Here is a 17,403-nt window from a genome sequence, read left to right as displayed (position 1 = left end):
GGACGTGCTGATGAGTCAGCCGCCCAGCCAGCAAGAGCCGCAGGGAGGCTTCGGGGCTCCGCAGGAGCCGCCGAACGGAGCTCCTCAGCCGCCCCAGGACCAGCCGAACCCGGCCGGGCCGCCGCAGTCCGGTTACGGCTACCCGCAGCCGCCCGGTCAGCAGCCCCAGGGGCCGCCCCCCGCACAGCCGCCGACGCCCCCGGCCGGCCCGCCGCAGCCCGGTTACGGCTACCCGCAGCCGCCCGGCCAGGCCCCCGGCCCGTACGGTCAGCAGGCCCCCGGCCAGGCCCCGGGTCCGTACGGCCAGCAGGCGCCGGGCCCGTACGGTCAGCAGCCCGGACCCTACGGTCAGCAGGCCCCGGGTCCGTACGGTCAGCAGGCTCCCGGCCCGTACGCCCAGCAGCCCCAGCCCGGTTACGGCTACCCGCAGCAGCAGTACCCCGGCGCCCCCGCGCCCGGCGGACCGGGTTCCGGCGGTGGCGGGTTCCTCAAGGGCAGGACCGGCCTCATCGTCGCGGCGGCACTCGCCGTGGTCGTGGTCGCCGCCACGGGCACCTGGTTCCTCGTGAGCGACAGCGGCGACGAGGACAAGAAGACCCCCGTCGCCGAAGCCGGCAACGACCCCAAGCCCCCCAGCGGGTCGCCGACGGTCGACGAGGGGGACGGCGACGGCGACGGCCGCGAGGGGAACGACGACCTCAACGCCGGGCGCAAGCCGGGCGAGGCGAAGGTCGCCTGGCTCCAGAAGAACGACGTCGACCTCCCCCGCAACGGCGCGACCGTCCACGGCCCCTGGTTCGCAGGCGACGTGGTCGCCAAGGCCATGTACCGGGGAGTCTCCGGCTACTCCGTCGCCGACGGCAAGCAGAAGTGGTCCGTACCGCTCCCGGCCGACGTGTGCGCCGCGCCCGACTCCCCGACCGCCGACGGCAAGATCGTCATCGGGGTGAAGGACGGCACCACGGACCGGGCCAACTGCTCCGTCCTGCAGATGATCGACCTCAACACCGGCAAGGCCGGCTGGAAGAAGACGGTCAAGAAGAACGGCAACTGGGACTTCCTGTCGGACATCGGTCTGGCGATCAGCGGAGACACCGTCACCGTGGGGCGCACCAGCAACTCCAACGCCTACCGGGTCAGCGACGGCAAGGACCTGTTCGGCAACCCCGAGGGCAACTGCAAGCCCTTCGCCTTCGCCGGCGGCGCGAAGCTGATCGCCGCGACCAACTGCCGCACCGACGACGTCAAGAACCCGCAGCACCAGGTCCAGGAGCTGGACCCGGTCACCGGCAAGGCCAAGTGGACGTACCAGCCCAAGCGCGGCTGGGAAGTCAGCAGGGTCTACTCGGTCAGCCCGCTCGTCGTCAGGTTCGACCACGAGGAGAAGAAGCAGTACGCCATCGCCGCGCTCACCGACAGCGGCAAGCTCCGCTCGCAGCTCGCGCCCGCCAAGGGCGACACGCTCACCGCCGACTGCGGGAGCGGCTTCGCGGTCTTCGGCAAGAAGCTCGAAGGATGCAGCGGCGTCGCCACCGACGCCGACACCTTCTACATCGGGACCAAGGACGACACTACCGGGACCGCCCGGACGAACAAGGTCATCGCTTTCGACCTGGACACCGGAAAGCCCAAGTGGGAGGCGCCCGCACCGGCCGAGCGCGTCCTGAAGCCGCTGGGCATGGAGGGCGGTGACGTGCTGCTCTACATGCGGCCGAAGTACGACGCCGCAGGCGCGCTCATGACGCTCCCGCCGACCGGCGGCACCCCCAAGACGCTGCTCCAGCACCCGGAGTCGACCGGCCGGATCGAGAACGGCTTCTTCTCCTCCAAGGTCCTCCACGAGGGCGGCCGTTCCTTCATCTTCAGCAAGCGCGTGAGCGCGAGCAACGACAAGGAAGAGCTGGAGCAGACGACGATGCTGGTGTTCACCAAGTGACGGCTCGCCACGGCAGCCGGCCGCAGCCGGCCTCTTCCGGCCCCACGCGCTCCCACATCCACTCGTCCCCCGAGGTACGCACGCCATGACCCAGCCGCCCCAGCCACCGCCCCAGCCGCCCAACGAGCCGCCGAACACGCCGCCGCCCGCCGGTCCTCCGTCGGGCCCGCCGGCCGGTCCGCCCTCCGGCGGGTTCGGTGCGCCGCAGGACCCGCCGCCGGGAGGCTTCGGCCAGCCGGCCCCGCCGCCCGCGGACCCCTTCGGCAAGCAGCCGCAGCAGCCGCCCGCCGCCCCGCAGGACGCGCCCGCCGGGGGCTACGGCACCCCGCCGGCCGGCTACCCCACCCCGCCCGCGCCGCAGCCCAACGGTTACGGCTACCCCCAGGCCCCCCAGCCGGGCTACGCCTACCCGCAGGGGCCCGCCGGTCAGCCCGGTCAGCCCGGTCAGCCCGGGATGCCGCAGCAGGGGTACGGCTACCCGACCCAGCCGATGCAGCCGCAGTACGGGGCCCCGCAGCCGGACGGCAACGGCGGCAAGAAGTTCACCACCCAGATGCAGATCATCGTCGCCGCGGCCGTCGCCGTGGTGCTGATCATCGGCGCCGGGGTCATCTACGCCGCCACCGGCGACGACGGCAACGGCGGCAAGAACGAGGCCTCCACGTCCGGCTCCACCGGCGGCGAGGCCAAGGGCGGCGAGGGCGGCGGCCTGGCCGGCGGCGACGAGAAGGCGCCCGCCGAAACCAAGTCCAAGGTCGCCTTCCAGCTCCCGGTACCGACGGTCACCGACATCACCACGGTCGAGGGCTCCTGGGTCACCGACAAGGCGTACGTGAAGTCCGGCGTCGCCGAGATCATCGCCTTCGACCGCGACAAGGGCACCAAGCTCTGGTCCGTTCCGCTGCCCGGCGAGGTCTGCTCCGCCTCCCGGCACATGAGCGAGAACTACCGGACCGCGATCGTCTTCGAGGAGACGAAGGCGACCAAGGAGAACAAGTACCCCTCGTGCAACCAGGTCGGCGTGATCGACATGGCCGCCGGCAAGCTCCTGTGGAGCAAGGGCGTCACCTCCGCCACCGGCGGTGACAAGCATGTCCGCTTCGACGAGGTCACGCTCAGCGGGACCACCGTCGCCGCGGGCGGCACCTCGGGCGGCGCGGCCTTCAAGCTGGACGACGGCGCCGAGCTCTGGAAGCCGAAGGTCGGCGCGGACGGCTGCTACGACCGCGGCTACGGCGGCGGCGAGGCCCTCGCCGTGGTCCGCAAGTGCGGTACGCACGACAGCCCGCAGCTCACCGTGCAGGCGCTGAACCCGAAGACCGGCGCACCGCTGTCCTCGTTCCAGATGCCCCCCGGCGTCGACTACGCGAGCATCGTCTCCACGAAGCCGCTGGTGGTCGCGGCCGACGTCGGCGACACCGCCGGCGACGGCAGCAGCATCTCCGACTTCTTCTCGATCGACGCGGCGACCGGCAAGCTGATCGTGCGCATCCCCGCCGACGCCGAGCAGTACGCGGCCCGCTGCGGCTCCACCGAGGTCGAGCGCTGCCAGGGTCTGGCCGTCGGCAACAACCGGCTCTACCTGCCGACCGAGAAGCACGACGGCACCAGCGAATACGGCAAGACGAACGAGGTCGTCGCCTTCGACCTGACCACCGGGAAGCTCCTCGGCGGCCGGGCCGACGCGGGTGACCGCTACAGCCTGGTCCCGCTGCGGATGGACGGCACCAGCATCATCGCGTACAAGGAGCCCCCCTACGACAAGGGCGGCCAGATCGTCTCCATCGACGGCGAGACCTTCGAGCAGACCCTGCTGATGGAGAACCCGAGCGACGAGGCGGTCCGGGAGGCGGAGCGCCGCTTCTCCACCGACCACTCCGAAATCCTGTACGAGGACGGGCGGCTCTTCAAGGCCAAGCGCAACGTCAGCGAGCGCAGGGCGTCCGACGCCGACGAGAAGCTCTACCTCGTCGTCGCCTACCGCACCGACTGATCACCGCGCTCCTCCCCCGAGCAGCGCCAGGCCCCGCCGGTCGATCACCTCACCGGCGGGGCCGATCGTTTTCCGCCGGTGAAGTGATCGCCGAGTGACGGTCAACGAGCCCCGAGCAGAGCAGAATCCGGCAATCCGGGGGGCTTCTCCCACGGAAGGGCCGCGCGGCGCCGGACAAGCGTGTAGCTTGCCGGGGCAGGAGTCCGGGGGGCCGGGCGGACAGGGCGCGGACAGGGCGGGGGGTGAGGGCCGATGGGCGTGCGGCTCATGGTGGTCGACGATCACCGTCTGCTCGCCGAGGCACTCGCCTCGGCGCTGAAACTGCGCGGGCACCGGGTGCTCGCGGCGGCCGCGCCGACGTCCGGGGCAGCGGAACTGGTGGTCAGCAGGGCGCCGGAGGTCTGCCTGTTCGGTACGGCCTCGCCCGCCGCCCCCGGGGTCTTCGACCCGATCGTGCGCATCGGCCAGGAGCGCCCGCAGGTGGCGGTGGTGGTCCTCGGTCCGGTGCCCAGCCCGCGCGGGATCGCCGCGGCGTTCGCCGCCGGGGCCGCGGGATACGTCCGGCACGACGAGCGCATCGAGGGCGTCGAGCGGGCCATGCTCAAGGCACGGGCGGGGGAGAGCGCCATCGCCCCGCAGCTGCTGCGGGGGGCCTTCGCCGAGCTGCTCAACCCGGCGGTCCAGCCCGACGACGAGGGGCGCCGGCTGCTGCGGATGCTCACCCCGCGCGAGGCGGAGGTGCTGGTGCGGGTCACCGAGGGCGAGGACACCCGGCTGATCGCGGCCGGCATGGACATCGCCCCGAGCACCGCCCGCACCCATGTCCAGCGGGTCCTGATGAAGCTCGGGGTCGGCTCCCGCCTCGAAGCCGCCGCCCTCGCGGCCCGTACGGGACTGCTGGAGCGGGCCGCGGCCAACGGCGGCATGCCGCAGGGGCCGTACGTCCCCGGGCAGAGCGGCTGACGTAGGGCCCCTGCGGGACGTGGTGACCGCGCCGCAGTGCGGTCCGCCCCTCGCCGACCGACACGCGATGAAAGAGGCTGACGGCGGCCGAACCATTGACCGGGAATGTTTGATCGTGATTTGTTGTGTTCGGTTATGTTGGGAGGATCTGGTGGAGGACCCTGGTGAAGAAGACGGTTACGACCCTCGCGGACGGCCGTGAACTGATCTATTACGACTCCGCGGACGACACCGTCCGCGACGCCGTCGACCGTCGCCCCCTGGATCCCGTCTCGACCTCGTCCGAGATCCGCCGCGATCCGCTGCTCGGCGACGCGGTCGCCATCGCCTCGCACCGCCAGGCCCGCACCTACCACCCGCCGGCCGACGCCTGCCCGCTCTGCCCCACGCGGGAGGGACGGCAGAGCGAGATCCCCGACGACCACTACGACGTCGCGGTCTTCGAGAACCGCTTCCCCTCCCTGGCCGGCGACTCCGGCCGCTGCGAGGTCGTCTGCTTCACCTCCGACCACGACCTGTCCTTCGCCGGACTCACCGAGGAACAGGCCGCCCTCGTCCTCGCCGCCTGGACCGACCGCACCGCCGCGCTCGCCGCACTCGACCAGGTCACCCAGGTCTTCTGCTTCGAGAACCGCGGCGCCGAGATCGGCGTCACCCTCGGCCACCCGCACGGCCAGATCTACGGCTACCCCTTCGTCACCCCACGCACCGAGCTGATGCTCCGCTCGGCCGCCCGGCACCGCGAGGAGACCGGCCGCAACCTCTTCGACGACGTGGTCGCCCGCGAGGAGAAGGACGGATCGCGCATCGTCCTCGCCACCGACCACTGGACCGCCTTCGTCCCGTACGCGGCGCACTGGCCCTACGAGGTCCACCTCCACCCCCGTCGCCGCGTCCCCGACCTGCGGGAACTGGACGAGGGCGCGCGGACGGAGTTCCCACAGGTCTATCTGGAACTCTTGAGGCGCTTCGACCGGATCTTCGGACCCGGCGAGCCGCCGACCCCGTACATCTCCGCCTGGCACCAGGCGCCGTTCGACGTCCCCGGCCGCGAGGACTTCGCCCTGCACCTGGAGCTTTTCACCATTCGCCGGACGTCCGGCAAGCTGAAGTTCCTCGCGGGATCCGAGTCCGGCATGAGCGTGTTCATCAACGACGTGCCGCCGGAGGCCGCGGCCCAGCGACTGCGAGAGGTAGCCGGCAAGTGAGCGACCCCCAGAACGTGAGCGACCCCCAGAACGTGAGCAAGCTCCCGAAGAAGTACCTGGTCACCGGCGGCGCCGGATACGTCGGCAGCGTCGTCGCCCAGCACCTGCTGGAGGCCGGGCACACGGTGACCGTCCTGGACGACCTCTCCACCGGCTTCCGCGCGGGCGTCCCGGCCGGCGCCACGTTCATCGAGGGCCGCATCCAGGACGCCGCCCGCCACCTGGATCCCTCCTACGACGGCGTCCTGCACTTCGCCGCGTTCTCCCAGGTCGGCGAATCCGTCGCCGACCCGGAGAAGTACTGGGTCAACAACGTCGGCGGCACCACCGCCCTGCTCGCCGCGATGCGCGAGCACGGCGTGCGCACCCTCGTCTTCTCCTCCACCGCCGCCACCTACGGCGAACCGGTCTCCAGCCCCATCACCGAGACCGACCCCACCGCCCCCACCAGCCCCTACGGCGCGTCCAAGCTCGCCGTCGACCACATGATCAGCGGTGAGGCCACCGCCCACGGACTGGCCGCCGTCTCGCTCCGCTACTTCAACGTGGCAGGGGCCTACGGCAGCTGCGGCGAGCGCCACGCGCCCGAGACCCACCTCATCCCGCTGGTCCTCCAAGTGGCCCTGGGGCAGCGCGAGTCGATCTCCGTGTACGGCGACGACTACCCCACCCCGGACGGCACCTGCGTCCGCGACTACATCCACGTCGCCGACCTCGCGGACGCCCACCTGCTGGCCCTGGAGGCCGCCGCCCCCGGCGAGCACCTCATCTGCAACCTCGGCAACGGCAACGGCTTCTCGGTCCGCGAGGTCATCGAGACCGTCCGCAAGGTCACCGGCCACGCGGTCCCCGAGACCGCCGCCCCCCGCCGCGCCGGCGACCCGGCCGTCCTCGTCGCCTCCGCCGCCACCGCCGTGGAGCGCCTCGGCTGGCAGCCGTCCCGCGCCGACCTGGCCGGAATCATCGCCGACGCCTGGCAGTTCGCCCGCCGAGAGGAATCCTCGACCCCATGACCGAGACCACCGAGCGGTCCGCACCCTCCGCATCGCCCGTACCCTCCGCATCCTCCGCGGAGGCGTACGGGACCGACCCCGCCGCCACCTTCGCCGAGCTGTACGGGGCCGAGCCCGACGGCATCTGGGCGGCACCCGGACGAGTGAACCTCATCGGCGAGTACACCGACTTCAACGACGGTTTCGTCCTGCCGCTCGCCCTCCCGCACACCGCGCGCGCGGCCGTCTCCCGCCGCGACGACGGCGTCCTGCGGCTGTACTCCTGCGACGTCCCCGGTGGTGTCGTGTCCCTGCGGGTCGACGCACTCGTCCCGCACTCCGGCCACGGCTGGGCCGCCTACCCCGCCGGCGTCGTCCGGGCGCTGCGCGAGGACGGGCACCCGGTCACCGGGGCGGACATCGCGCTGACCTCGACCGTGCCCACCGGCGCCGGACTCTCCTCGTCCGCCGCCCTCGAAGTCGTCACCGCGCTGGCCCTGAACGACCTCTTCGGCCTGGGCCTCACCGCCGCCGAACTCGCCGTGATCGGCCGCCGCGCCGAGAACGACTTCGTCGGCGTGCCCTGCGGGATCATGGACCAGATGGCCTCGGCCTGCTGCACCGAGGGCCACGCCCTGCACCTGGACACCCGTGACCTCTCCGTGCGCCAGGTCCCCTTCGACCTGGCCTCCCAGGGCCTGACGCTCCTGGTCGTCGACACCCGGGTCAAGCACGCGCTCGGCGACGGCGCGTACGCGGAGCGCCGGGCCCGCTGCGAGGAGGGCGCCCGGCTGCTCGGCATACCGATGCTGCGCGACCTCCCGTACGACGGTCTCGACGCGGCGCTCACCACCCTCGCCGACGCCGGGGCGGACGAGTCCGTGATCCGCTGCGTACGCCATGTCGTGGGCGACAACCGCCGCGTCGAGCAGGTCATCGCCCTGCTCGACGCGGGCGACGTCCGGGCCGCGGGCCCCGTCCTGAACGAGGGCCACCGCTCGCTCCGCGACGACCTGCGGGTCTCCTGCCCCGAACTGGACCTGGTGGTCGAGGCGGCGAACGCGGCCGGGGCGCTGGGGGCGCGGATGACCGGCGGCGGCTTCGGCGGTTCGGCGGTCGTCCTGGTGGAGGAGGCGGCGGCCGGTCCGGTGGCCGAGGCGGTCAGCGAGGCGTTCGAGGCGGCCGGACACGCGGCCCCGGGCATCTTCGACGCCATCCCCTCGACCGGGGCACGCCGGCTGCGGTGAGCGACCCGGGCCCCGCGTTCACAGGTCTTTGACCAGGATGAACTCGGTGACGCCCGGCGGGTAGTCCGCGACCCGGCCGATCTCCTCGTACCCCTGCTTGCGGTAGAAGCCGGGGGCCTGGAAGTCCCAGGTCTCCAGCCGCGAGCGGGTGCAGGCGTGCTCGGTGCGGGCGGTCCGTTCGGCCTCGGCGAGCAGGCGCGCGCCGAGGCCGGAGCCCCGGTGCGGGGCGTCGACCCAGAGCAGATCGACATGCAGCCAGTACGCCCAGGTCCGCCCGGTCAGCCCGCCGGCCAGCGACCCGTGCTCGTCCAGCGCCCACACCTCCAGCGGGACTTCGTGCTCGGCACCGGTGGAGAGCAGCGCACGCAGGCCGGCCGCGGCCGCGATGTTGTCCTCGTGCAGACGCCCGCTCAGCAGAATGCGACGTTCTTTGTCTACTTCTGTCTCAAGACGGAACATGAATCACACCCTAAGACCCACCGGCAATTGGGGGGCGGCGTCGCGGGGCTGGGCACGCACTCCCCCAAGCTCTCGGCTTCGCTCGAGCAGGGAGGGGCCCCCTCCGGCGTTGTCGTCAATCACCAACGCTCCGCGTTGCCTCAATCCTCCGCCTTGCAGCTGCACGCACCCAGCCCCGCTCCTTCTCCCACCCCCCAATTGCCGGTGGGTCTAAACACCTGGGGCAACCAGTTCGGCGAATCACCTTCCCCTTGTGGCCACCGCCCGTACGCTGATGCTCAGCACCGGTGGGGGCCGGTGCCGATTCAGGGGAGCGAGAGAGCCGGGTACGGCGCCCGGGGCAGGGTGGCAGGCGGTGCGACGGCGGCGGCCGGAGCACGGCGGGCCGCGCAGAGGCCTCCGGACGCCGTACCCGCAGCTGTCCGCCCCCACCGATGGGGGTTCTGTGGCGCGTATCCGGGTTCTGGTGGTCGACGACCACCGCATCTTCGCCGAGTCGCTCGCGGCGGCCCTCGCGGCCGAACCGGACGTGGACGTCTTCGCCGCGGGCAGCGGCCCGGCCGCGCTGCGCGCTCTGGAGCGCGCGGCCGCCGAGGGGCGCGGTTACGACGTGCTGCTGGTGGACGCCGAGCTGGGGATCCTGACGACCGGCGGCGTGCACGCGGTCCCCGTGCCCCGGCAGGAGGAGGCGGGCGTCGTCGACGGCATCTCGCTGGTCGCCGGGGTCCGCTCGGAGCGGCCCGCCGTGCGGTCGGTGGTGCTCGCCGAGAAGGACGACCCGCGGGCCGCCGCGCGGGCGCTCCAGGCGGGCGCCTCGGGCTGGGTGGCCAAGGACTGCTCGCTGCAACGGCTGCTGGCGGTGATACGGGGAGTGCTGCGCGACGAGACGCATCTGCCGCCCGCCCTGCTCACCGGCGTACTGCGGGAGCTGACCGCCGCCCGCAAGCACCGCACCGAGAGCGAGCGGCTGGTGGAGTCCCTGACGCCCCGGGAGCGCGAGGTGCTGTGCTGCATGGTGGCGGGTCTTGGCCGCAAGGCGGTCGCCGAGCGGCTGTTCCTGTCCCCGCACACGGTGCGCACCCATATGCAGAACGTGCTGGGCAAGCTCGGCGTGCACTCGACACTGGCCGCGGTGGCGCTGGCCCGCCGGGCGGGGGTCGTCCCCGCCGAACGCCTAAGTAGGGATGTTGTCGAACGGGGCGGTCAACTGGCGCAGTAGCCCGGCCAGTTCGCCCCGCTGATGGCGGGAGAGCTCGCCGAGGATGGCGCGCTCCTGGGCGAGCAGTCCGGCCAGCGACTGGTCGGCCTTGTCGCGCCCCTCGGCCGTGAGCCGGACGAGGACGCCGCGCCGGTCGCTCGGGTCGGGCAGCCGCTCGACGAGGTTCTTCTTGGTCAGACGGTCGATGCGGTTGGTCATCGTGCCCGAGGTGACCAGGGTCTGGGTGAGCAGCTGCCCGGGGGAGAGCTGGTACGGGGCGCCGGCCCGGCGCAGCGACGTCAGCACGTCGAACTCCCACGGCTCCAGATTGTGCTCGGAGAAGGCTATGCGGCGGGCCCGGTCGAGGTGGCGTGCCAGGCGGGAGACGCGACTGAGCACCTCGAGTGGTTCCACGTCGAGGTCGGGGCGCTCTCGGCGCCATGCAGCGACCAGCCGGTCGACCTCGTCCTCCATGACGATCAGTGTAGAGGGTCCCTCGACATGAAGTCTCTTGAATTCAAGTGTCTTGACATCAAGAGATACCGGGCGTGATCCTGTTCCCCATGACCGCACCCGACCAGCCAGCCTGGGACCCGCAGCAGTACCTGCGTCACGCGGACCACCGGACCCGCCCCTTCCACGACCTCCTGGCCCGCATCGGCGACCTCCCAGGACACCCCGCACCCCGCATCGCCGACCTCGGCTGCGGCGCGGGCAACGTCACCGCCCTCCTCGCGGACCGCTGGCCGGACGCCCGGATCACCGGCTACGACACCTCACGCGCGATGCTCGCCGAAGCCGCCGCCCACGCCCGGCCGCCCCTGCTCGACTTCGCCGAGGCCGACGCCGCGACCTGGGAGCCCACCGAGACGTACGGCCTGATCGTCTCCACCTCCGCACTCCAGTGGATCCCCGGCCACGCCGGACACTTCCCCCGCTGGCTCGACGCCCTCGCCCCCGGCGGCACCCTCGCCTTCCAGGTCCCCAGCAACTTCACCGCCCCCAGCCACGCCCTCCTGGCCGGCCTCCGTGAATCCGACCGCTGGCGCCCCCTGCTCCACGGCATCGGCGACCGCACCGCCTCGGTCCTGGAACCCGCCGACTACCTCACCCGCCTGCGGGACCTCGGCTGCACGGCCGACGTCTGGGAGACCACCTACCTCCAGACCCTCCACGGCGACGACGCGGTCCTCGACTGGGTCAAGGGCACCGCCCTGCGCCCCGTCCTCACCGCCCTGGCCGACGACCCCGAGGCCCGCGACACCTTCCTCACCGAATACCGCGACCTGCTCCGCGAGGCCTACCCGCCCGGCCCCTACGGCACGGTCTTCCCGTTCCGCCGCATCTTCGCCGTCGCCCGCAAGGAGAAGTGATGCCCGGCCCAGCCGGTCTCGCCGCCGTCGACCACGTACAGCTCGCCGCCCCGCCCGGCTCCGAGGACGCCCTGCGCGCCTTCTACGCCGACGCCCTGGGCATGACCGAGACCCCGAAACCCCCCGTGCTCGCCGCACGCGGCGGCTGCTGGTTCACCTCCGGCCCGGTCCAGCTCCACCTGGGCGTCGAGGAGGACTTCCGCCCCGCGAAGAAGGCCCACCCGGGCCTGCGCGTGACGGGGATCGTGGAGTACGCGGCCCGCCTGGAGGCCCACGGAGTCACCACGGAATGGGACGGCAACCTCCCCGGCCACCGCCGCTTCCACGCCCACGACCCGGTCGGCAACCGGCTGGAGTTCCTGGAACCGGACGCGTGACCGACAGGCCCTACAGCTCCTTGAGCGCGTCCGCCGAGATGTCGATGTCCACCGGGAACGGCACACCCGTCTTCAGCCGGTCGTGATGGATCCCGGTCAGCGCATACGCCTTCGTCACCGGGTCCAGCTCGTAGACCCGCACGACGGGGTGCTGGTCGGTGCCGGTCATCTCGACGAGCCAGAAGTGCGGGATCCCCGCCGTCGCGTACTTGTGCGGCTTGGCCTCGCGGTCGCGGGCCTCGGAGTCGGGGGAGACGACTTCTACGGCGAGGAGGACGTCGGCGGCCTGATACCGGGTCACGTCCAGTCCGGTGATGGCCTCGGCCCGAACGACGGAGATATCCGGCTCGGGGCCATTGCGCCGGTCCAGCACCACGGTCATCTCACGGCGGACCTTCACCTCCGGCGGTGCCGTACTGCGCAGTCCCGTCACCAGCAGATCGATCATCGTGCTGTGAAAGTCTCGCTGCGGACTCACGAAAACCAGGCTCCCGTCGATCAGCTCTGTGTGCGGCGGGAGATCGGGCAGCGTGAACAGATCGTCCACGGTGTATCCGTCCTGCGGGGGCACCGGCCAGCGGGAGCTGTGCGCGGTGGTCGGCTCGGCGGTCATGGTTCCTCCCATGGACGAATCCTCTGCCCTCCCGACCACACTACGGCGGGAAATCCGCACCCGTCATCACAACGGGTGACGAACAGGGGAAGGGTGACACGGTCAGTTCTTCCGGTGCCCTATCAGCCGCGGCTTCGCCTCCAGGTTCTCCAGCCCGTGCCAGCACAGATTCACCAGATGGGCGGCGACCTCCGCCTTCTCCGGCTTGCGCACGTCCAGCCACCACTGGCCCGTCAGCGCCACCATCCCCACCAGCGCCTGCGCGTACAGCGGGGCCAGCTTCGGATCAAAACCCCGGGCCTTGAACTCCAGCCCCAGGATGTCCTCCACCTGCGTGGCGATGTCGCTGATCAGCGACGCGAACGTCCCCGTCGACTGCGCCACCGGCGAATCCCGCACCAGGATCCGGAAACCGTCCGTGTACGACTCGATGTAGTCCAGCAGCGCGAACGCCGCCTGCTCCAGCAGCTCGCGCGGATGGCCCGCGGTCAGCGCCCCCGTCACCATGTCCAGCAGCTGCCGCATCTCGCGGTCGACCACCACGGCGTACAGCCCCTCCTTGCCGCCGAAGTGCTCGTACACCACCGGCTTGGACACCCCGGCACGCGCCGCGATCTCCTCCACCGACGTGCCCTCGAAGCCCTTGTCGGCGAACAGCGCACGCCCGATGTCCAGCAGCTGCTCGCGGCGCTCCTTGCCCGTCATCCGGACCCGCCGGGCCCGGCGGGAGGGGGAAGGCCTGCTCTTCTCGCTGCTCGTGCTGCCGTCGGTCGCCACGTCGTCAATCATGCCGCGTCAGCCGGTAGGGACGTGCGCCGGGAGTCGATGCGCGCGGCATCGGGCCACCGCACATCGTCGGCCCAGCCCAGCTTCTCGAACCAGCGGATCAGCCGGGCACTGGAGTCGATCTGCCCCCGCATCACCCCGTGCCGGGCGCTCGTCGGGTCCGCGTGGTGCAGGTTGTGCCACGACTCACCGCACGACAGCACCGCCAGCCACCACACGTTCCCCGACCGGTCACGCGACTTGAAGGGACGCTTGCCCACCGCGTGACAGATCGAGTTGATCGACCACGTCACGTGATGCAGCAGCGCCACCCGCACCAGCGAACCCCAGAAGAACGCCGTCGCCGCACCCCACCACGACATCGTCACCAGACCGCCGACCAGCGGCGGAATCGCCAGCGAGACGATGGTGAAGGAGAGGAAGTGGCGCGAGATCCCCCGGATCGCCGGATCCTTGATCAGATCGGGGGCGTACTTCTGCTGCGGCGTCTGCTCCTCGTCGAACATCCACGCGATGTGCGCCCACCACAGCCCCTTCATCAGAGCCGGCAGACTCTCCCCGAACCGCCACGGCGAATGCGGATCACCCTCCGCGTCCGAGAACCGGTGGTGCTTGCGGTGATCGGCCACCCACCGCACCAGAGGCCCCTCCACCGCCAGCGAACCCGCCACCGCCAGCGCGATCCGCAACGGCCGCTTCGCCTTGAACGAACCATGCGTGAAATACCGGTGGAAACCGATCGTGATCCCATGGCAGCCGATGAAGTACATCGCCACCAGCAGCCCCACATCCAGCCAGCTCACCCCCCACCCCCACGCCAGCGGCACCGCCGCGACCAGGGCCACGAACGGCACCACGATGAACGCCAGCAACGCGAACTGCTCGACCGAACGCTTCTTGTCGCCACCCAGCGTGGCGGAGGGCAGCGAAGCCGCGGCGGCCCCGGGCTTCTCGGTCTCGTCGATCACATGTGGAGTGCTCGGCATAAGGGGGATACCTCGGAGGGTGAGGGAGAGAACACGGACGGCCGTGGCTACGGTTCCGTAACCTACGGCTTGGTAAGTATGACAGTGACCGGCCCCACAACACGAGAGGCCGCTCCAACCCGCCACACGCGGTAGCCCGCCCGCCCACGGGGTAGAGGAGGAGAGGCCCGGGTGTCCCGGGCGGCGACCACGACCCCCGCCGGGTCAACGGACACGCCGCCTGCGACGACACCTATCCTGGGAGCGTCGGACAGCGCGGTCCGCACCCGCTCGTCGGGGCGTGGCGACAGCACCGCTGCCAGCCGCAGGGCCCCGGACCCCGCCACCCGCCCCCACCACACCCACACGGGGACGGCGAAGCGAACGCACCTCCTCAATCACTGCAAGGAGCCGCACACTGTGAGCAGTGCCGACCAGACCCCTGCCGCCAGCCCCGCGCTGCGCGCCGACATCCGCCGCCTCGGCGACCTCCTCGGCGAGACCCTCGTACGCCAGGAGGGCCAGGAGCTCCTCGACCTCGTCGAGCGGGTCCGCGCCCTGACCCGCACCGACGGCGAAGCCGCCGCCGAACTCCTCGGCGACACGGACCTGGAGACCGCCGCACAACTCGTACGCGCCTTCTCCACCTACTTCCACCTCGCCAACGTCACCGAGCAGGTCCACCGCGCCCACGAAATGCGCGACCGCCGCTCCGCCGAGGGCGGCCTGCTGGCCCGCACCGCCGACCGCCTCAAGGACGCCGACCCCGAGCACCTGCGCGAGACGGTCAAGAACCTCAACGTCCGCCCCGTCTTCACCGCACACCCCACCGAGGCCGCCCGCCGCTCGGTCCTCAACAAGCTCCGCCGCATCGGGGCCCTCCTGGAGACCCCGGCCATCGAGGCCGACCGCCGCCGCCTCGACCTCCGGCTCGCCGAGAACATCGACCTCATCTGGCAGACCGACGAACTCCGCGTCGTCCGCCCGGAACCCGCCGACGAGGCCCGCAACGCCATCTACTACCTCGACGAACTCCACGCAGGCGCCGTCGGGGACGTCCTGGAGGACCTCGCCGCCGAACTGGAACGCGTCGGCGTCGAACTCCCCGCCGGCACCCGCCCCCTCACCTTCGGCACCTGGATCGGCGGCGACCGCGACGGCAACCCCAACGTGACGCCCGCCGTCACCTGGGACGTCCTGATCCTCCAGCACGAACACGGCATCACCGACGCCCTGGAGATGATCGACCACCTCCGCGGCCTCCTCTCCAACTCCATCCGCTACGCCGGAGCCACCGAGGAACTCCTCACCTCCCTCCAGGCCGACCTGGAACGCCTCCCCGGCATCAGCCCCCGCTACAAGCGGCTCAACGCCGAAGAGCCCTACCGCCTCAAGGCCACCTGCATCCGGCAGAAGCTCATCAACACCCGCGAACGCCTCGCCGAAGGCACCCCCCACCGCCCCGGCTGCGACTACCTCGGCACCGCCGAACTCATCACCGACCTGGAACTCATCCAGACCTCCCTGCGCAAGCACAAGGGCGGCCTCTTCGCCGACGGCCGCATGGACCGCACCATCCGCACCCTCGGCGCCTTCGGCCTCCAGCTCGCCACCATGGACGTACGCGAACACGCCGACGCCCACCACCACACCCTCGGCCAGCTCTTCGACCGCCTCGGCGAAGAATCCTGGCGCTACGCCGACATGCCCCGCGACTACCGGCAGAAGCTCCTCGCCAAGGAACTCCGCTCCCGCCGCCCCCTCGCCCCCACCCCGGCCCCCCTCGACGCGGCCGGCGAGAAGACCCTCGGCGTCTTCCACACCATCAAGCAGGCCTTCGAACGCTTCGGCCCCGAAGTCATCGAGTCCTACATCATCTCGATGTGCCAGGGCGCCGACGACGTCTTCGCCGCCGCCGTCCTCGCCCGCGAAGCCGGACTCATCGACCTCCACGCCGGCTGGGCCAAGATCGGCATCGTCCCGCTCCTGGAAACCACCGACGAGCTCAAGGCCGCCGACGTCATCCTCGACGCGATGCTCGCCGACCCCTCCTACCGCCGCCTCGTCTCCCTCCGCGGCGACGTCCAGGAGGTCATGCTCGGCTATAGCGACTCCTCCAAGTTCGGCGGCATCACCACCTCCCAGTGGGAAATCCACCGCGCCCAGCGACGCCTCCGCGACGTCGCCCACCGCTACGGCGTACGCCTGCGCCTCTTCCACGGCCGCGGCGGCACCGTCGGCCGCGGCGGCGGCCCCTCCCACGACGCGATCCTCGCCCAGCCCTGGGGCACCCTCGAAGGCGAGATCAAGGTCACCGAACAGGGCGAGGTCATCTCCGACAAGTACCTCATCCCCGCCCTCGCCCGCGAAAACCTCGAACTGACCGTCGCGGCCACCCTCCAGGCCTCCGCCCTGCACACCGCCCCCCGCCAGTCCGACGAATCCCTCGCCCGCTGGGACGCGGCCATGGACACCGTCTCCGACGCGGCCCACGACGCCTACCGCAAGCTCGTCCAGGACCCCGACCTCCCCGCGTACTTCCTCGCCTCCACCCCGGTCGACCAGCTCGCCGACCTGCACCTGGGCTCACGGCCCTCCCGCCGCCCCGGCTCCGGCGTATCGCTCGACGGACTGCGGGCCATCCCCTGGGTCTTCGGCTGGACCCAGTCCCGCCAGATCGTCCCCGGCTGGTACGGCGTCGGCTCCGGCCTCAAGGCCCTGCGCGAAGCCGGACTCGACACCGTCCTCGACGAGATGCACGAGCACTGGCACTTCTTCCGGAACTTCCTCTCCAACGTGGAGATGACACTCGCCAAGACCGACCTGCGCATCGCCCGGCACTACGTCGACACACTCGTCCCCGACGAGCTCAAGCACGTCTTCGACGCCATCGAGGCCGAACACGCACTGACCGTCAGAGAAGTCCTCAAGGTCACCGGCTCCACCGAACTGCTCGGCACCAGCCCGGTACTCCAGCAGACCTTCGCCATCCGCGACGCCTACCTGGACCCGATCTCCTACCTCCAGGTCTCCCTGCTCGACCGCCAGCGCCAGGCCGCAGCACGCGGCGACGAGCCCGACCCGCTCCTCGCCCGCGCCCTGCTGCTCACCGTCAACGGCGTCGCGGCAGGACTCCGCAACACCGGCTGACCCGCCGACGCATGAGTGCCCCGTCGGCCGGGCCGACGGGGCACTCGTATGTCTCAAACCCACACCGCACACCACGAGCGGGCGAGCGGACCGGTGAGGAGCGGATCAGACCGGAACCGAACCGGGCCGCGGCCGGCACATCG

General features: G+C 71.5%; 15 protein-coding genes. 10 read left to right on the top strand and 5 right to left on the bottom strand.

The features are described 5' to 3' along the window. The first annotated feature begins 10 nt into the window (after positions 1–10). The 6 genes from ACGF2Y_RS16070 to galK all read left to right on the top strand — a co-directional run bounded on the left by ACGF2Y_RS16070 (position 11) and on the right by galK (position 8,339). Positions 11–1,936: a PQQ-binding-like beta-propeller repeat protein gene (locus ACGF2Y_RS16070; RefSeq protein ID WP_392947127.1), complete on the top strand. Its 1,926-nt coding sequence runs from the start codon at positions 11–13 to the stop codon at positions 1,934–1,936. An 85-nt stretch (positions 1,937–2,021) separates the two neighbouring features. Next, positions 2,022–3,929, top strand: a complete 1,908-nt coding sequence (locus ACGF2Y_RS16065) for a PQQ-binding-like beta-propeller repeat protein (RefSeq protein ID WP_392947124.1) — start codon at positions 2,022–2,024, stop codon at positions 3,927–3,929. Positions 3,930–4,181: 252 nt separating this feature from the next. After that, positions 4,182–4,892, top strand: a complete 711-nt coding sequence (locus ACGF2Y_RS16060; protein ID WP_392947121.1) for a LuxR C-terminal-related transcriptional regulator — start codon at positions 4,182–4,184, stop codon at positions 4,890–4,892. 164 nt (positions 4,893–5,056) lie between these two features. After that, the gene (gene galT / locus ACGF2Y_RS16055) at positions 5,057–6,100 is read left to right on the top strand and encodes a galactose-1-phosphate uridylyltransferase (protein WP_392947119.1); all 1,044 of its coding nucleotides are present in this window, start codon (positions 5,057–5,059) and stop codon (positions 6,098–6,100) included. A gap of 32 nt (positions 6,101–6,132) precedes the next feature. Continuing rightward, positions 6,133–7,113, top strand: coding sequence for a UDP-glucose 4-epimerase GalE (gene galE, locus ACGF2Y_RS16050; RefSeq protein WP_392947302.1), 981 nt, complete (start codon positions 6,133–6,135; stop codon positions 7,111–7,113). After that, positions 7,110–8,339, top strand: coding sequence for a galactokinase (gene galK / locus ACGF2Y_RS16045; RefSeq protein WP_392947116.1), 1,230 nt, complete (start codon positions 7,110–7,112; stop codon positions 8,337–8,339). The genes galE and galK overlap by 4 nt, the downstream gene beginning before the upstream one ends. Positions 8,340–8,357: 18 nt before the next feature. Here the strand turns inward: galK and ACGF2Y_RS16040 are convergent, their stop codons facing one another. Next, positions 8,358–8,798: a GNAT family N-acetyltransferase gene (locus ACGF2Y_RS16040; RefSeq protein ID WP_392947113.1), complete on the bottom strand. Its 441-nt coding sequence runs from the start codon at positions 8,796–8,798 to the stop codon at positions 8,358–8,360. 445 nt (positions 8,799–9,243) lie between these two features. Between ACGF2Y_RS16040 and ACGF2Y_RS16035 the strand changes: the two genes are divergently transcribed. Next, positions 9,244–10,017, top strand: coding sequence for a LuxR C-terminal-related transcriptional regulator (locus ACGF2Y_RS16035; RefSeq protein ID WP_392947110.1), 774 nt, complete (start codon positions 9,244–9,246; stop codon positions 10,015–10,017). Here ACGF2Y_RS16035 and ACGF2Y_RS16030 read toward each other — a convergent pair. Then, positions 9,973–10,470 (bottom strand): MarR family winged helix-turn-helix transcriptional regulator, encoded by a 498-nt coding sequence (locus tag ACGF2Y_RS16030; protein ID WP_392947107.1) that lies wholly within the window; start codon positions 10,468–10,470, stop codon positions 9,973–9,975. The two genes, ACGF2Y_RS16035 and ACGF2Y_RS16030, sit on opposite strands and share 45 nt — an antisense overlap. 89 nt (positions 10,471–10,559) lie before the next feature. On the opposite strand from ACGF2Y_RS16030, the gene ACGF2Y_RS16025 reads away from it, so the two are divergent. Both ACGF2Y_RS16025 and ACGF2Y_RS16020 read left to right on the top strand, forming a co-directional pair. After that, on the top strand, positions 10,560–11,369 hold the full coding sequence (locus ACGF2Y_RS16025; RefSeq protein ID WP_392947104.1) for a trans-aconitate 2-methyltransferase: 810 nt from the start codon (positions 10,560–10,562) through the stop codon (positions 11,367–11,369). Further along, positions 11,369–11,746, top strand: a complete 378-nt coding sequence (locus ACGF2Y_RS16020; protein WP_392947101.1) for a VOC family protein — start codon at positions 11,369–11,371, stop codon at positions 11,744–11,746. Before ACGF2Y_RS16025 ends, ACGF2Y_RS16020 begins: the two co-directional genes overlap by 1 nt. A gap of 10 nt (positions 11,747–11,756) precedes the next feature. On the opposite strand, the gene ACGF2Y_RS16015 is transcribed toward ACGF2Y_RS16020, so the two are convergent. The 3 genes from ACGF2Y_RS16015 to ACGF2Y_RS16005 all read right to left on the bottom strand — a co-directional run bounded on the left by ACGF2Y_RS16015 (position 11,757) and on the right by ACGF2Y_RS16005 (position 14,131). Next, on the bottom strand, positions 11,757–12,359 hold the full coding sequence (locus ACGF2Y_RS16015) for a Uma2 family endonuclease (protein WP_103534942.1): 603 nt from the start codon (positions 12,357–12,359) through the stop codon (positions 11,757–11,759). 102 nt (positions 12,360–12,461) lie between these two features. Continuing rightward, complete coding sequence (locus ACGF2Y_RS16010) at positions 12,462–13,148, bottom strand: TetR family transcriptional regulator (RefSeq protein WP_392947098.1); 687 nt, start codon at positions 13,146–13,148, stop codon at positions 12,462–12,464. Beyond that, positions 13,145–14,131, bottom strand: a complete 987-nt coding sequence (locus tag ACGF2Y_RS16005; RefSeq protein WP_392947095.1) for an acyl-CoA desaturase — start codon at positions 14,129–14,131, stop codon at positions 13,145–13,147. The genes ACGF2Y_RS16010 and ACGF2Y_RS16005 overlap by 4 nt, the downstream gene beginning before the upstream one ends. A 399-nt stretch (positions 14,132–14,530) precedes the next feature. Between ACGF2Y_RS16005 and ppc the strand changes: the two genes are divergently transcribed. After that, a complete protein-coding gene (gene ppc, locus ACGF2Y_RS16000) occupies positions 14,531–17,260 on the top strand; it encodes a phosphoenolpyruvate carboxylase (RefSeq protein WP_392947093.1) in 2,730 nt (909 codons plus the stop codon). Positions 17,261–17,403: the final 143 nt, after the last annotated feature.

The sequence above is a fragment of the Streptomyces sp. NPDC048142 genome, from assembly GCF_043202835.1.
Classification (GTDB): Bacteria; Actinomycetota; Actinomycetes; order Streptomycetales; family Streptomycetaceae; genus Streptomyces.
This window is presented reverse-complemented; position numbering and strand designations above follow the sequence as displayed.

Coding starts and splice junctions, on each gene's coding strand:
- ACGF2Y_RS16070 (WP_392947127.1), top strand. CDS start 11: ATGAGTCAGCCGCCCAGCCAGCAAGAGCCGCAGGGAGGCTTCGGGGCT.
- ACGF2Y_RS16065 (WP_392947124.1), top strand. CDS start 2,022: ATGACCCAGCCGCCCCAGCCACCGCCCCAGCCGCCCAACGAGCCGCCG.
- ACGF2Y_RS16060 (WP_392947121.1), top strand. CDS start 4,182: ATGGGCGTGCGGCTCATGGTGGTCGACGATCACCGTCTGCTCGCCGAG.
- galK (WP_392947116.1), top strand. CDS start 7,110: ATGACCGAGACCACCGAGCGGTCCGCACCCTCCGCATCGCCCGTACCC.
- ACGF2Y_RS16040 (WP_392947113.1), bottom strand. CDS start 8,798: ATGTTCCGTCTTGAGACAGAAGTAGACAAAGAACGTCGCATTCTGCTG.
- ACGF2Y_RS16030 (WP_392947107.1), bottom strand. CDS start 10,470: ATGGAGGACGAGGTCGACCGGCTGGTCGCTGCATGGCGCCGAGAGCGC.
- ACGF2Y_RS16025 (WP_392947104.1), top strand. CDS start 10,560: ATGACCGCACCCGACCAGCCAGCCTGGGACCCGCAGCAGTACCTGCGT.
- ACGF2Y_RS16020 (WP_392947101.1), top strand. CDS start 11,369: ATGCCCGGCCCAGCCGGTCTCGCCGCCGTCGACCACGTACAGCTCGCC.
- ACGF2Y_RS16015 (WP_103534942.1), bottom strand. CDS start 12,359: ATGACCGCCGAGCCGACCACCGCGCACAGCTCCCGCTGGCCGGTGCCC.
- ACGF2Y_RS16010 (WP_392947098.1), bottom strand. CDS start 13,148: ATGATTGACGACGTGGCGACCGACGGCAGCACGAGCAGCGAGAAGAGC.
- ACGF2Y_RS16005 (WP_392947095.1), bottom strand. CDS start 14,131: ATGCCGAGCACTCCACATGTGATCGACGAGACCGAGAAGCCCGGGGCC.